10 protein-coding genes are annotated in these 15,196 nt (G+C 74.4%); 8 read left to right on the plus strand and 2 right to left on the minus strand.

Annotated features, from left to right (window positions below; translation table 11 throughout):
* The first annotated feature begins 74 nt into the window (after positions 1-74).
* The 4 genes from ACFT41_RS04520 to ACFT41_RS04535 are packed head-to-tail and all read left to right on the plus strand — an operon-like array spanning position 75 to position 9,893.
* A complete protein-coding gene (locus ACFT41_RS04520; RefSeq protein WP_377581065.1) occupies positions 75-1,028 on the plus strand; it encodes a TauD/TfdA family dioxygenase in 954 nt (317 codons plus the stop codon).
* Positions 1,028-1,216: an MbtH family protein gene (locus ACFT41_RS04525; protein ID WP_074473223.1), complete on the plus strand. Its 189-nt coding sequence runs from the start codon at positions 1,028-1,030 to the stop codon at positions 1,214-1,216. The genes ACFT41_RS04520 and ACFT41_RS04525 overlap by 1 nt, the downstream gene beginning before the upstream one ends.
* On the plus strand, positions 1,213-4,335 hold the full coding sequence (locus tag ACFT41_RS04530) for an amino acid adenylation domain-containing protein (protein ID WP_377581062.1): 3,123 nt from the start codon (positions 1,213-1,215) through the stop codon (positions 4,333-4,335). The genes ACFT41_RS04525 and ACFT41_RS04530 overlap by 4 nt, the downstream gene beginning before the upstream one ends.
* Complete coding sequence (locus ACFT41_RS04535) at positions 4,332-9,893, plus strand: amino acid adenylation domain-containing protein (protein ID WP_377581060.1); 5,562 nt, start codon at positions 4,332-4,334, stop codon at positions 9,891-9,893. Before ACFT41_RS04530 ends, ACFT41_RS04535 begins: the two co-directional genes overlap by 4 nt.
* Before the next feature lie 91 nt (positions 9,894-9,984).
* Here ACFT41_RS04535 and ACFT41_RS04540 read toward each other — a convergent pair whose 3' ends face one another.
* Positions 9,985-11,289: a hypothetical protein gene (locus tag ACFT41_RS04540; RefSeq protein WP_377581057.1), complete on the minus strand. Its 1,305-nt coding sequence runs from the start codon at positions 11,287-11,289 to the stop codon at positions 9,985-9,987.
* A 108-nt stretch (positions 11,290-11,397) separates the two neighbouring features.
* Here ACFT41_RS04540 and ACFT41_RS04545 point away from each other — a divergent pair, with 108 nt between their 5' ends.
* The gene (locus ACFT41_RS04545; protein ID WP_377581054.1) at positions 11,398-11,892 is read left to right on the plus strand and encodes a type II toxin-antitoxin system PemK/MazF family toxin; all 495 of its coding nucleotides are present in this window, start codon (positions 11,398-11,400) and stop codon (positions 11,890-11,892) included.
* A 36-nt stretch (positions 11,893-11,928) separates the two neighbouring features.
* Here the strand turns inward: ACFT41_RS04545 and ACFT41_RS04550 are convergent, their stop codons facing one another.
* The gene (locus ACFT41_RS04550) at positions 11,929-12,579 is read right to left on the minus strand and encodes a GGDEF domain-containing protein (protein ID WP_377581051.1); all 651 of its coding nucleotides are present in this window, start codon (positions 12,577-12,579) and stop codon (positions 11,929-11,931) included.
* 264 nt (positions 12,580-12,843) lie between these two features.
* Here ACFT41_RS04550 and ACFT41_RS04555 point away from each other — a divergent pair, with 264 nt between their 5' ends.
* The 3 genes from ACFT41_RS04555 (at position 12,844) to ACFT41_RS04565 (ending at position 15,074) form a co-directional block, all read left to right on the plus strand.
* Positions 12,844-13,083 carry a DUF397 domain-containing protein gene (locus ACFT41_RS04555; RefSeq protein WP_377581047.1) on the plus strand — a complete coding sequence of 80 codons (240 nt, stop codon included), beginning with the start codon at positions 12,844-12,846 and terminating at the stop codon, positions 13,081-13,083.
* Between the two features lie 144 nt (positions 13,084-13,227).
* Positions 13,228-14,112, plus strand: coding sequence for a helix-turn-helix domain-containing protein (locus ACFT41_RS04560; protein WP_377581044.1), 885 nt, complete (start codon positions 13,228-13,230; stop codon positions 14,110-14,112).
* A gap of 113 nt (positions 14,113-14,225) precedes the next feature.
* Positions 14,226-15,074: an SAM-dependent methyltransferase gene (locus ACFT41_RS04565; protein ID WP_377613741.1), complete on the plus strand. Its 849-nt coding sequence runs from the start codon at positions 14,226-14,228 to the stop codon at positions 15,072-15,074.
* The last annotated feature ends 122 nt before the right edge of the window (positions 15,075-15,196 follow it).

A 15,196-nucleotide genomic window follows, 5' to 3' on the forward strand; every position in this document is an offset into this window, starting at 1 on the left:
AATCAAGAGGAGTCGTGGCTTCACCGAAGCAAGGGGAGTCGTGGGCTTCCAGGAGACAAGGGAGTTACAGAGCAATGAGCGACACGATCGCCACGCTGCCGGTGGTCGTCGAAAGCGACGGCCGGACACTGACCGACCTGATCGGCGCCCGCCGCGCCGAGCTGCGGGCCGGCCTCGTCGCGCACGGCGGGCTGCTGTTCCGCGGCTTCGACGTCGGCGGTGTCGACGGCTTCGACGCCGTGGTGCGGGCGCTGGCCGGCGAGCCGCTGGTCTACACCGAGCGGTCCTCGCCCCGGCACGCCATCAAGGGCCGGGTCTACACCTCGACCGACTACCCGCCGGACGAGGAGATCTTCCTGCACAACGAGAACTCGTACCAGGCGCGCTGGCCGCTGACCCTGTTCTTCTGGTGCGTCACCCCGCCGGACACCCTCGGCGCGACCCCCCTCGCGGACGTGCGCCGGGTGTACGAGCTGATCGACCCGGCCGTGCGGGAGGAGTTCGTGCGCCGCCGGTGGATGCTGGTGCGCAACTTCCACGCCGACTTCGGCACCCGCTGGCAGGACGTGTTCAACACCGAGGACCGCGCCGAGGTCGAGGCGTACGCGGCGGCGAACCGGATCGCCCTGGAGTGGGTGGGCGCGGACGGGCTGCGCACCCGCGCCGTGCGCGACGCGGTGCACCACCGGCCCGGCTCGGACACCCCGCGCTGGTTCAACCACGCCACGTTCTTCCACCTGAGCACCCTGCCGAAGGAATACCAGGAGGGGCTGCTGGCCATGTTCGGCCCCGACGGGCTGCCGTCGAACACCTACTACGGCGACGGCGGCGAGATCCCCGCCGACGTGCTGGACCACCTGCGGGCCGCGTACCGGGCCGCCAGCGTCCGCTTCGACTACCAGCGCGACGACGTGCTGGTCGTCGACAACATGACCGCCGCGCACGCGCGGGAGCCGTTCACCGGCCCCCGCAAGATCGCCGTCGCGATGGCCGAGCCGCACACCCCCGAGCGCACTGGAGACAACTGATGGCCGAAACCCGATTCCTGGTCGTGCGCAACGACGAGGAGCAGTACTCGATCTGGTCGGCCGACCGGGAGCTCCCCGCGGGTTGGCACGACACCGGCTTCGCCGGCACGCGCGAGGAGTGCCTCGCGCACATCGACACCGTCTGGACCGACATGCGTCCCCGCTCGGTACGCGAGGCAGCATCATGAGTCGCGAGTGGACCTTCCCCGCCTCCTTCGCCCAGGAGCGGGTGTGGATGGCCAACCAGCTCGACCCCGGATCGCCGGTCTACAACGTGTCCAACCCGTGGCCGTTCCCGCCCGAGCTGGACGCCGACGCCGTGACCGAGGTGTTCAACCAGGTCGTCGCCCGGCACGAGGCGCTGCGCACCCACCTGCGCGCCGACGACGGGACGCTGGTGCAGGTGGTCCGCGAGCACGAGCCGGTCCGCCTGGCGGCCGAGGACCTGTCGGGCCTGCCCGAGGCCGAGCGGCTCGCCCGCTACCACGCGATCCGCGAGGAACTGGCCCGCACCCCGATCCCGCTCGACACCCCGCCGCTGTGGCGGGCCCGGCTGGTCAAGGTCAACGAGGCGTGGTCGGTGCAGTTCGTGGTGCACCACGCCGTCTTCGACGCCCACTCGGCGGTGCTGTTCACCACCGAGCTGACCGCGTTCACCACGGCCGCGCTGACCGGCGCGCCCGCCGCCGTGCCCGAGCTGCCCATCCAGTACGCCGACTTCGCCGCCTGGCAGCGCGACCAGCTCGCCGGCCCGGAGCTGGACCGGCAGCTCGACTTCTGGAAGGCCCACCTGGCCGGTGCGCCCGCCGTGACCGGCCTGCCGCTGGACCGGCCCCGCCCGGCCCAGCTCGGCTTCGCCGGCGACGAGGTCCGCTTCGACCTGCCCGACGGGCTGCTCGACGCCGTGGGCCGGCTCGCCGCCGCCTCGGCCGCCACCCCGTACATGGTGCTGCTGACCGGGTTCGCCGCGCTGCTGTCGCGGATGTCCGGCGACGACACCGTGGTCGTCGGCGTCTCCACCGCCGGCCGGGACACCGCCGAGGTGGCCCCGCTGATCGGCATGTTCGTCAACCCGGTGGCGCTGCGCTGCGACCTGACCGGCGACCCCACCGTCACCGAGCTGCTCGGCCGGGTCACCGGTGGCCTGCTCGACGCGATGGAGCACGGGCAGACGCCGTTCCAGAAGATCGTCGAGGTGGTGGCCCCGCAGCGGGACCCGTCCGTGCAGCCGATCTTCCAGACCGCGCTGAACTTCATCCCCGACTCCGGGCTGGACCCGGTGCCGCTGGGCACCACGAAGGACGACCTGGCCTTCGACGTCACCACGGGGGAGAGCCGGCTGGTCTACCGCACCGACCTGTTCGACCGGGCCACCGCCGAGGCGGTCGTCACCCGCTACGTCCGGCTGCTCGAAGCCGCCGTCGCCGACCCCGGCCGGCGGGTCAGCGAGCTGCCCCTGCTCGACGACGCCGAGCGGCGGCTGGTCATCGACGCCTGGAACGCCACCGCCCACGCCCGGCCGGGCGGCACCGTCGTCGACGAGGTGCAGCGGCAGGCCGCCGCCACCCCGCACGCCACCGCGCTGGTCTGCGCCGGCACGGAGCTGACGTACGCCGAGCTGAACGCCGCCGCGAACCGGCTGGCCCGGCTGCTGGTGGCGCGCGGGGCCGGCCCGGAGACCCGGGTCGCCCTGGCCCTGCCCCGCTCGGCGGACCTGCTGGTGGCCGTCCTCGCGGTGCTCAAGTCCGGCGCCGCGTACGTGCCGGTCGACACCGGCTACCCGCCGGCCCGGATCGCGTACCTGCTCGACGACGCCGAGCCGGCGCTGGTGCTGGCCGCCGCCGACACGGCGGCCCTGGTGCCCGGCGACGCGCTGGTGCTCGACCCGCGCACCGCCGCCGACCTCGACGCGGCCGACCTGACCGACGCCGACCGGGCCGCCCCGCTGCGCCCCGAGCACCCCGCGTACGTGCTGTACACCTCCGGCTCCACCGGCCGACCCAAGGGCGTCGTGGTGGAGCACCGGGCGGTGGCGGCCTACCTGGCCTGGGCGCGGGACGCCTACCCGGGGCTGGCCGGCACGGCGCTGCTGCACTCGCCGGTGTCGTTCGACCTGACCGTCACCGGGCTGCTCGGGCCGCTCACCGCCGGCGGCACCGTCCGGCTCGCCGCCATCGACGAGCCGGCCGCCCGCGCCGGCGGGCAGCCGGCGTTCCTCAAGGCCACCCCGAGCCACCTGCCGCTGCTCGACGACGCCCTGTCCCCGACGGCGGACCTGGTCATCGGCGGCGAGGCGCTCACCGGCGAGCAGCTCGCCGCCTGGCGGGCCGCCCACCCGGGCGTGGCCGTCACCAACGAGTACGGTCCGACCGAGGCCACCGTCGGCTGTGTCGCCGCCCGGATCGCACCCGGGCAGGAGCTGGCCGCCGGGCCGGTGCCGATCGGCACGGGCACCTGGAACACCCGGGCGCTGCTGCTCGACGCCGCGCTGAACCCGGTGCCCCCGGGCGTGGCCGGCGAGCTGTACGTGGCCGGCGACCAGCTCGCCCGCGGCTACCTGCGCCGCGCCGGGCTGACCGCCGAGCGGTTCCTGCCCTGCCCGTACGGGCCGCCGGGGCAGCGTATGTACCGCACCGGCGACCTGGCCCGCTGGCGGGCCGACGGGACGCTGGAGTACCTGGGCCGCCGCGACGACCAGGTGAAGGTGCGCGGCATGCGCATCGAGCTGGGCGAGATCGAGTCGGCCCTGCTGGCCCGGCCCGGCGTGCGGGCGGCGGCCGTGGGCGTGCGCACCGACTCCGGCGAGCCGACGCTGGTCGGCTACCTGGTCGGCGACGCCGACCAGGCCGCGCTGGCCGCCGAGCTGGCCCGGGAGCTGCCCGCGCACCTGGTGCCGGCCGCGTTCGTCACGCTCGACGCGCTGCCGCTGACCCCCAACGGCAAGCTGGACCGGGCCGCCCTGCCCGCCCCGGCCGCTTCGGCGGCGGTCGACGACGCGTACGTCGCCCCGCGCACCGACGCCGAGGCCCTGGTGGCCGAGGTGTACGCCGACATCCTCGGCGTGGAGAAGGTCGGCGCGACCGACGACTTCTTCGCCCTCGGCGGCAACTCGTTGCGCGGCATGCGGGCGATGGCCCGGATCCGGGCCGAGGTGGACGTGGACCTGCCCATGCGGGCGCTGTTCGGCAGCCCGGTGGTGGCCGACCTGGCCGGCCAGATCGAGAAGCTGATCGCCGCGGAACTCGACGAGCTCTCCGACGCCGAGGTCGCCGAGCTGCTGGCGACGGAAGAGGGAAACACCGCATGACCGACCTGTTGGATCCGGCCCGGGAGGCGGCCCGGCAGGCGCTGATCGCCAAGCGCCTGCGCAAGCGTGCCGCCGCCCCCGCCGCCCGGATCACCCCCCGGCCCGCCGACGTGCAGGTGCCGCTGTCGTACGCCCAGGAGCGGGTCTGGTTCATGGACCAGCTCGCCCCGGGCGAGGCGGCGTACCACATCGCGGTGCCGCTGCGGGTGCGCGGGCCGCTCGACGTCGCGGCCCTGCGCGGCGCGTTGGCCGCCCTGACCGCGCGGCACGAGTCGCTGCGCACCCGGTTCCCCGCCGATGCCGACGGCCGCCCCACGGTGGTCGTCGAGGAATCCGTGGAGGTGCCGCTGACGGTGACGGAGGCGGCCGACGCCGACGCCGCGCAGGCGCTGGTGGAGGCCGCGTCGGCGGAGCCGTTCGACCTGGCCACCGGGCCGCTGCTGCGCGCCCTGCTGATCCGCCTCGCCTCCGCCGACGATGAGCACCTGCTGTTCCTGAGCAAGCACCACATCGTCGGCGACGGCTGGTCGGTGGACGTGCTGCTGCGCGACCTGATCACCTGCTACCACGGCGGCGAGCCGCCCGCCCTGCCCGTGCAGTACGGCGACTTCGCCGTGTGGGAGGCGCGGGAGCTGGGCGGCCCGGCGGCCCGGGGACACCTGGACTGGTGGAAGTCCCGGCTGGCCGGCATCACCCCGCTGGAGCTGCCGCTGGACGCCCCGCGCCCGGCCACCCAGACCTACCGGGGCGACTTCGTCGAGTTCCAGCTCGACCCGGCCGAGACCGAGCGGCTCAACGCGCTCACCCGCACGGGCGGCGCGACGCTGTTCATGACGCTGCTCGCCGCCTACCAGGTGCTGTTGGCCCGGCACGCCGGGCAGGAGGACTTCGCCGTCGGCGCGTCCGTGGCCGGCCGGTCCGTCCCCGAGCTGGAGAACGTCGTCGGCATGTTCATCAACATGCTGCCGCTGCGCGCCGAACTGGCCGGCGACCCGACGTTCACCGAGCTGCTGGACCGCGTCCGGCGCGGTGTGCTGGACGGCTTCGAGCACGCCGACGTGCCGTTCGCGAAGGTCGTGCACGAGCTGGGCCTGCCCCGCGACGTGAGCCGGTCCCCGGTGTTCCAGGCCATGTTCGTGTTGCAGAACTACGAGATGGGCCGGTTCACCGGTGTCTCCGACGCCGCCGACGTCCGCTTCGAGTGGACGCCGATGGAGCTGCGGGCCACCCGGTTCGACTTCGAGCTGCACGCCGTGGAGACCACCGAGGGGCTCTGGGGCAAGCTGGTCTTCAACACCGACCTGTTCACCCGCGCCACCGTCGAGCGGATCGCCCGGCGGTGGACCACCCTGCTGCGGGCGGTCGTCGCCGCGCCGGACACCCCGGTCTCCGCCCTGCCGATGACGGACCCCGCCGAGCGGGAGCTGCTGGCCGCCTGGAACGACACCGCCGCCGGGTTCCCGCGGGAGCAGACCCTGCACGGGCCGTTCGAGGCGCAGGCCGCCGCCGCGCCCGACGCGGTGGCGCTGACCTTCGAGGGCCGCTCGGTGACGTACGCCGAGCTCAACGCCGCCGCGAACCGGGTCGCCCACCGGCTGCGCGCGGCCGGCGTCGGCCCGGAGACCCTCGTCGGGGTGTGCGCCGAACGCTCGGTGGAGCTGGTCGCCGGGCTGCTCGGCGTGCTCAAGGCCGGCGGCGCGTACCTGCCGCTGGACCCGGAGTACCCGGCCGACCGGCTGTCGTTCATGGTCACCGACGCGGACGCCCCCGTGGTGCTGGTGCAGGAGCACCTGCGCGACGTGCTGCCCGACACCGGCGCGACGGTGCTCGCCCTCGACGACGAGGCGACGTGGGCCGACCAGCCCGCCACCGACCCCGAGCCGACGGCCGGGCCCGGCAACCTCGCGTACGTGATCTACACCTCCGGCTCCACGGGCCGGCCGAAGGGCGTGCCGAACACCCACCGGGGCATCGTCAACCGCCTGCACTGGAAGCAGCAGACCTACCGGCTCGCCGCCGACGACGCGGTGCTGCAGAAGACCCCGGCCAGCTTCGACGTGTCGGTGTGGGAGTTCTTCTGGCCGCTGCGGGAGGGCGCCCGGCTGGTGCTGGCGAAGCCCGGCGGGCACAAGGACGCCGCGTACCTGCGGGACCTGCTGGTGGCCGAGCGGATCACGACCACGCACTTCGTCCCGTCGATGCTGACGGTCTTCCTCGGCGAGGACGGTATCGAGGCGGCCTCCGGGCTGCGTCGGGTGATCTGCTCCGGCGAGGAGCTGCCGCTGGCCTCGGCGGTGGAGTTCACCGCCCGGCTGCCCTGGTGCGAGCTGCACAACCTGTACGGCCCCACCGAGGCGGCCATCGACGTCAGCGCCTGGCACTGCGACCCGGCAGCGCTGGCCGGCCTGGCGGGCGTGCCGATCGGCGGCCCGATCGCCAACCTGCGGCTGCACGTGCTCGACCCGGCCGGCAACGAGTGCCCGGTCGGCGTCGCGGGGGAGCTGCACATCGGCGGCGTCGGCCTGGCCCGGGGCTACCACCGCCGGCCGGCGCTGACCGCCGAGCGGTTCGTGCCCGACCCGTTCTCCGGCGAGCCGGGGACCCGCCTGTACCGCACCGGCGACTTGGCCCGCTGGGTGCTCTCCCCGGCCGGCGCGGGTGGGGCGGCCGGCGGCGATCCGTCGGCTGGCGGCGCCCCGCCCGGGGTGATCGAGTTCCTCGGCCGCATCGACCACCAGGTGAAGCTGCGTGGCCTGCGCATCGAGCTGGGCGAGATCGAGAGCGCCCTGCGGGAGCAGCCGGGCGTCACCGAGGCGGCGGTGATCGTCCGCGAGGACACCCCGGGCGACAAGCGGCTCACCGCCTATCTGGTGGGCGACGCCGGGCACGCCGCGCTGAAGGCGGCGCTGAAGGAGACCCTGCCCGAGTACATGGTGCCGACCGCGTTCGTCACGCTCGACGCGCTGCCGCTGAGCCCCAACGGCAAGCTCGACCGCCGGGCGCTGCCCGCGCCCGTGGTGACCCGCGAGGCGTCGGTGGCGCTGGTCGAGCCGCGCGACGACACCGAGCGGCTGCTGGCCGGGATCTGGTCGCAGGTGCTGGGCGTCGACACGCTCGGCATCGACGACGACTTCTTCGACCTGGGCGGGCACTCGATGCTCGCCACCCAGGTCGTGGCGAAGATCCGCAAGGCCGAGCACGGAGGCCGGCCCGTCGGCGTGATGGACCTGTTCCAGCAGCGGACCATCCGCGAGCTGGCCGCGTTCATGACCGGCGACGCCGCCGACGACGGTCCGCGCCGGCTGCTCTACGAGCTGACCAGGCCCATCCCCGCCGGCAAGCGGGTCCGCACGTACGTCTGCGTCCCGTACGGCGGCGGCAGCGCCATCGTCTACCAGCCCCTCGCCGACGCCCTGCCCGCCGGCAACGCCCTGTACTCGCTGGCGATCCCCGGCCACGACGTGGGGCTCAGCGAGGAGGGCCTGCCGTTCGAGGAGCTGACCCGTCGGGTCGCCGACGAGATCGTCGAGCGGATCGAGGGCCCGATCGTCCTGTACGGCCACTGCGGCGTCGGCAGCGCCATCGTCGCCGAGGTGGCCCGCAAGGTCGAGGCGGCCGGCCGGGAGCTGGAGGCGCTCTACATCGGCGCGATGTTCCCGTTCGCCCGCCCGAAGGGCTTCTTCGCCGCCGCCCGCAGCCGCCTCGAACAGCTGCGCAGCAACAAGCACTACGCGAGCTGGCTCAAGTCGATGGGCGTCGACACCGACGAGCTGGACCCGGAGCAGGCCGACCGGATCATCAGCAACATGCGGGCCGACTCCCGCGCCTCGGAGGAGTACTTCACCGGGCTGCTCGACGCCCAGGCGGCGAAGCTGCGCGCCCCGATCGTCTCGGTGGTCGGCTCCGAGGACCCGGTGACCGACTACTTCACCGAGCGGTACGCCGAGTGGCAGTTCCTCACCGACACCGTCGGGCTGGTCGTCCTCGACCAGGCGGGGCACTTCTTCCTCAAGTACCGGGCGGACGAGCTGGCCGAGATCGTCACTGCGGTGCACCCGGCGGTGCTCGCCGACGACACCACCGCGCTGGAGGCGCCGGCCCGGGGCGAGGACGCCGGCTGGGTCGTCGCCGACCACCAGCGAGTCGGCGTGGCCCCCCGGCCGGAGCGGGCCGTGGTCAAGCCGAGCATGGGCCGGTTCGTGGCGGTCACCGCCGGCCAGCTCGTCTCCACCACCGGTTCGGCGCTGACCGCGTTCGCGCTGCCGATCTGGCTGTTCACCCAGACCGGCTCGGTGGCGAACCTGGGCCTGCTGTGGGCGTTGGCGCTGATCTGCGGCGTGCTGATGCTGCCCATCGCGGGCGCGATCACCGACCGGGTCAGCCGCCGGCGGATCATGATGATCGCCAGCTCCGGTGCCGGGTCGATCCAGCTGCTGCTGGCCGCCCTGCTCTGGACGGACAACCTGCGACTGTGGATGATCTACGCCCTGGTGGCGCTGAGCCAGGTCGCCGGATCGTTCCAGCGCATCGCGTTCACCTCGGCGGTGCCGCAGCTCGTGCCGAAGCGCTACCTCGGCCACGCGATGGGCGTCACCCAGCTCACCAACGGCTTCGCGATGCTGCTGATGCCCGTCTTCGCCGCCGGCCTGCTGGCCGCCATCGAACTCAAGGGCATCCTGCTCATCGACGTGGCCAGCTACGTGGTGGCGGTGGCGACCCTGGCCGTGGTCCGCTTCCCCGACCTGCTCGGCTGGCGGCCCCGGGAGCGGCTGCTCGTCGCGATCGCCAACGGGTTGCGCTACTCGTGGCAGCATCCGGGCTTCCGGCTCATGCTGGGCTACTTCGCGATCGGCAACATCTTCCTCGCCCCGGCGCTGGTGCTGACCACCCCGCTGGTGCTCTCCTTCGCCACCGCCACACAGGTGGCGCAGGTCGCCCTGGCCGAGGCGCTCGGCGCGGTGGCCGGCGGCGTGCTGATGTCGCTGTGGGGCGGCCCCCGCCACCGGCGGATGATCGGCGTGCTGATCGGCAACCTCGGCACCGCGCTCGGCTGCGTCGTGATCGGCCTGGACGCCTCCGTGGCGGTCATCTGCGTCGGGGCGTTCTGGCTGGCCATGGCGATGACCACCGCCCAGTCGATCTACGCGACGATCGTCCAGGTGAAGGTGCCGCAGCGCTACCACGGCCGGGTGTTCAGCCTCAACCAGACCATCTCCTGGTCCACGCTGCCGATCGGGTTCGCGCTGATCGCCCCGGCGGCCACCGGCCTGTTCGAGCCGATGCTCGCCCCGGGCGGCGCGCTCGCTGGGTCGGTGGGCGCGGTCATCGGCACCGGTCCGGGCCGGGGCATCGGCTTCGCGTACGTCTGCTTCGGCGCGGCGCTGGTGCTGGTGACCCTCGGCGGCTTCGCGATCCGGCTGCTGCGCCGCTTCGACATCGAGGTGCCGGACTCGCTGCCCGACGACCTGATCGGCGCGCAGGAGCGCGAGCGGCGGCTGGCCGCCCGCGCGGCGCAGCGGCAGGAGGAGGAAAAGGAGAAGGTGCCCGTGGCGGCGTGACCCGCCGCCTGGCGGTTGGGATGGCCCTCGCGGCCTGCCACTGCACGGGGCCGGGGCCTGCGGCGGTCGACCGCCGCAGGCCCCCGCGCGCTCAGGCCCGCTGCGGGTCGGCCAGGTCGGCGGCGGCGACGTCGTCGGGCTCGGCGACCCAGCCGGAGAAGACCGGCACCCCGTGCCACGGGCCGGTGCCGTCGCCGCGCCGGTCGGTGGCGACGGCCACCACCGCGTACGGGTGGCCGAAGCGCAGCTCCGCGACGCGGGCCATCCCCTCCGGTGGGAGGCTGACCCGCGCGAACATCCCGGTGACGGCCGCCGCCTCGAACCCGTACCGGCTGTAGCGGGCCACGGCCGCCTGCCGGGCCTGCACGTCGCCCGCCCCGACCAGCGGGGCCAGCACCCGGCCGGCGGCGGCGAACCCGAGCCCGGCCAGGTCGTGCTCGTCGCGCGCCGACCAGCAGGGCAGCACCGCCGCGTGCCGCTGCTCCCGGCGGTCGGGGGCGAACGTGCGCACGGCCTCCTCGCGCAGCGTCCACAGCGGAGTCTCGCCCAGCGGCAGGTCGAACAGCGACCGCCGGCCGGCGGGCTCGTCGGCGTCGGCGTCGGCGGCGATCCGGTACGCGGCGGCGAGCACGTCGGCGGGGGCCACCCCGGGCGCGGCGGCCACCGAGACGACCGCCAGCCCCGTCCCGCCGTTCCCGCCCGTCCCGTTCGCGCTCGGGCCGTCCCCGGCCGGCTGTGCCGCCGCCACGTGCACGGCGACGTCCCCGGCCTCCGGCGTCGTGGCGATCCACGCGCGGTGCCCGTGCGCCGGGGTGCGCAGCACCCGGGTCAGCCGCCCGGCCCACGGGCTGTCCGGGCCGAGCGCCCCGGCCGGGGCTAGGCCGAACGGGGTGGCCCAGGAGATCCGGGTGGCCACGGCCGAGGCCAGGGCGAGCGCGACCTGGGTGGTGAGCGTCAGCGGGAACCGTTCGATCAGCCCGAGGCTGTGCTCGCGAGCCCACGCGTCCAGGCCGGCCTGGTCCGGCAGTGGGCCGGTCGCGGTGGCGTGGGGGAGGGTGGCCCGCCAGGCGTCCAGCCCGGCGGTCTCCGTGCCGGGTCGGTGCCAGACGGCCGTCGCCGACGGCACCAGGGGGTGCGGCGCGTCGAGCAGCGCGGCGGCGACCCGGGCGGCCCGTGCCGGTGCGGTCCCGAGGGCCTCGGCGAGGCCGGCGGCGGGCTCGCTGGGGTCGGCGGCCTGCTCGTCGGGGCCGGTGGCCTGCTCGTCGGGATCGGCCGATGCGCAGAGGGCGAGCAGCAGCCACGCGCCCAGCGGGGACGCGACGTGGTGCCGGTCGCCGATCGAGGCGTGCAGCCGGGCGGCGTAGCGGGCCAGCGGGGCGTGCAGGTTCGTCGTCATGTCCCCACTGTGCCCGCCCGGTGGCCGTTCGCCCGCCGGTCGGCTGCACCGCATCTCCCGGCCGCTGCGGGTGGGCGGCGGGCCGGGAGACGGGTTAGGCTGCCCGCCGTGGCAGGTCTGTTGAGGAGTGTGGCGTCCCGGCTGGGGCGGGTGGCCCGCGGCGGGGCGGCGTCGACGCGTACCCCCGGTCCGATCCCGGCCCAGGTGGCGCGGCGCCGGCAGGTCACGGCGTTGCAGCGCCGGGAGCTCAGCTACGCCCCGGAGCCCGACGGGCAGGCCGACCCGGGTGAGGTCGTCTGGACCTGGGTCCCCTACGAGGACGACCCCCGGCAGGGCAAGGACCGCCCGGTGCTGGTGGTGGGTCGGTCCAGCCGGACCCTGTTCGGCCTGATGCTGTCCAGCCAGGGCGAGCGGGACGGCCAGCGGCACTGGCTGGCGCTGGGCCCGGGAGCCTGGGACCGGGACAGCCGGCCCAGCTGGGTGCGGCTCGACCGCGTCCTCACCATGCGGGAGGACAGCATCCGGCGCGAGGGCGCGGTGCTGGACCGGGCGCGCTTCGACCGGGTGGGCCAGGCGCTGCGCGCCGGCTACGGCTGGCGCTGAGCCCCGCCGCTCCGTAGCGGGCGGCCCGGTCGGGCGTCAGCACTCGGCGAGGTTCGAGCTGTCGACGAGCTGACGGGCCGAGCGGGAGGTGCCGACGCTCTTCGCCCGGTACATCGCCGCGTCGGCGCGGTCGAGCGCCTCGGTGAGCTGGGTCGGGCAGGTGACGGGGGCGAGCCCGACGGAGGCGGTGACCCGCAGGCTCAGGCCGCCGAGGGGGATCGGCGCGGCGAGTGACTCGCATAGCCGGCGGGAGGCGTGCTCGATCCACCGCCGGTCGACGGTCGGGGTGGTCAGCAGGCCCGCGAACTCGTCGCCGCCGAGGCGGGCCACGAGGTTGTCCCCGGCGAAGGCGGCCAGCCGTTCGGCCACGCTGACCAGCACCTGGTCCCCGGCGGCGTGCCCGTAGCGGTCGTTGACCTGCTTGAAGTCGTCCAGGTCCAGCACGATGGCGATCAGCGGCTGGCCCGCGGTGTCGGTGAGCAGGGTCGCGGCCAGCCGGAAGAAGGCCCGCCGGTTGGGCAGCCCGGTGAGGGCATCGTGGCTGGCGGCGTGCCGCTCGGCGGCCAGCTCCGCCTGGAGGTGTTCGATCTCCGCCTCGGCCAGCAGGGCCCGGCGGCGCAGTTGCCACGCGGAGACCAGGGCCCCGGCGGCCGAGATGCCGGACGCGATGGTCAACGGATCCGGCACGAACCCTCCTCACCGCGTCTGCCCCCACGCGCCCGACCGCTGCCGCCCGGCGCCCGTGGAAACTCCCGTTTTCCCTGGTACAGCCCCAGGTGGGGTAACCCAAAGTGAACGCCTGGGTACACCCTACGTGCGATATCATGCTCGCTGTCCGGTGCAGATGCAATAGCAGATGCACGTGCAGCAAATCCCGTCGTAAGCCCCGACCCCTCGCCAGCACACCGCTCCTCCCGCGGCATCGGCAGGCTCTTACCAGAAAGATGCCCCATGCAGCAGCCCCGCAACGGTGTTCCCACCGCACAGCTCCCCCCGTTGACCTGGTTGAAGAGTCGACGGAGCAATCCCAGCGGCAACTGCGTCGAGCTGGCCGAGCTTCCCGGCGGTGCCGGGATCGCCGTCCGCAACTCCCGGCACCCCGACGGTCCGGCGCTGATCTACACCATCGACGAGATCGCGGCCTTCGTCCTCGGCGCTCGGGACGGGGACTTCGACCACCTGATCGGCTGACTCTGGGTCACCCCCTGGCTGCGTCTCGTCAACGGGACCGAAGTGCCCGCCGCCCGGGTTCACCTCACTGTCGGTCCATGGCATGCTTACACGTCGGCCGGGGTGGGGCCCGGTGCGACGAAGGCAGCAAGCGGAGGTCGGTGCGTGACGATGGTTCCCGCGGAGGGTGGCCCGGCCACCGGCCCGACCGTGTTGCGCATGCTGCTCGGCGCGCAGCTGCGCCGCCTGCGGGAGGCCAGCGGGGTGACCCGGGAGGGTGCCGGCTGGGAGATCCGGGCCTCCGAGTCGAAGATCAGCCGGATGGAGCTCGGTCGGGTCGGCTTCAAGGAGCGTGACGTCGCCGACCTGCTCAGCCTCTACGGGGTCACCGACTCCACGGAGCGGAAGTCCCTGCTCAAGCTCGCCCACGACGCCAACAGTCCCGGCTGGTGGCACCGCTACGGCGACGTGTTGCCGTCGTGGTTCCAGTCCTACCTGGGCCTGGAGGCGGCCGCCGCGCTGATCCGCAGCTACGAGGTGCAGTTCGTGCCGGGCCTGCTCCAGACCCCGGAGTACGCCCGGGCCGTCGTCCTGCTCGGTCACCGAGGGGCCGCCTCGGACGAGATCGACCGCCGGGTGGGCCTGCGCATGCAGCGCCAGGAGCTGCTGCGCCGGCCGCAGCCCCCGCAGTTGTGGGCGGTGGTGGACGAGGCGGCGCTGCGCCGGCCGATCGGCGGGGCCAAGGTCATGCGTGACCAGCTCACCGCCCTGATCGAGGCGACCCGGGCGCCGCACGTGCGGTTGCAGATCATCCCGTTCGACGCGGGCGGTCACGCCGCCGCCGGCGGGGCGTTCACCATCCTGCGCTTCGGCGACCAGGACCTGCCCGACATCGTCTACATCGAGCAGCTCACCAGCGCCATCTACCTCGACAAGCGCGAGGACCTCGACTATTACGCGGCGGCCATGGAGCGGCTCTGCGTCGAGGCCGAGCCCCCGGAGCGGACGCCGGAACTGCTCACCCGGCTGCGCGACGAGCTCTACCCGTAACGGCGGGTTCCCTGGGCGGGGCGGCGGCTCACGCTGCCTCTACCATGGTCGACACCGGCGACAGTGGACGGACGCCGGCGCAACAGGTCAGCGCAGAGCCATGGAGGCACCCCTTGACCACCGATGCCCCCGGCGCCTCGACCGGTCCCGCCCACCCCAGCGACCGGATCGACACCTCGGTGGCGCATCCCGCCCGCCGCTACAACTACCTGCTGGGCGGCAAGGACAACTTCCAGGCCGACCGGGACTCCGGGGACGCGATGGCCGCGGCCTTCCCGACCATCCGCGTCGCCGCCCTGGAGAACCGCCGCTTCCTCAAGCGGGCGGTCGCCCACCTCGCCCGCGAGGCCGGTCTGCGGCAGTTCCTCGACATCGGCACCGGCATCCCCACCGCCGACAACACCCACGAGGTTGCCCAGGCCGCCGACCCGCGGGCCCGGGTGGTCTACGTCGACAACGACCCCATCGTGCTCGCCCACGCCCGGGCGCTGCTGACCAGTTCGGCCGAGGGCGCCACGGCCTACATCGACGCCGACCTGCGGGACCCGGAGAAGATCCTGCGCCATCCCGATCTGCTCCGCACCATCGACCTGGGGCAGCCGGTGGCGCTGATGCTGGTCGCGATCCTGCACTTCCTGCCCGATCCTGACGACCCGTACGCGCTGGTCCGCCGGCTGCTGGAGGCGCTGCCCGCCGGCAGCTACCTGGCCGCCTCGCACGCCACCTATGACCACCTGCCCGAGCAGGTGGCGCGGGAGTCCAGGGCGGCGACGCGCAGCGGCGGGGCGCGCGACGTGATCAGCCTGCGCAGCCGGGAGGAGTTCGCCGGCTTCTTCACGGGCCTGGAGCTCGTCGACCCGGGCATCGTCTCGATCGCGCAGTGGCACGCCGACCGAGAGCCGCGGCCCCGGCCCTCGGTGGTCGACGTCAGCATGTACGGGGCCGTCGCCCGCAAGCCCTGACTCACCCCCGGTGGGGGGGGGGGGGGGGGCCCCCCCCCCCCCGGGGCGGCCCAACAACCCCCCCCCCCCGGGGGGGGCCCATTATCGGGCACCCCCCGAACCGCGAGGGGAGGTGTAGGAAT

The sequence above is a fragment of the Micromonospora sp. NPDC057141 genome (assembly GCF_042670805.1).
In the GTDB taxonomy this organism is placed as follows: domain Bacteria; phylum Actinomycetota; class Actinomycetes; order Mycobacteriales; family Micromonosporaceae; genus Micromonospora.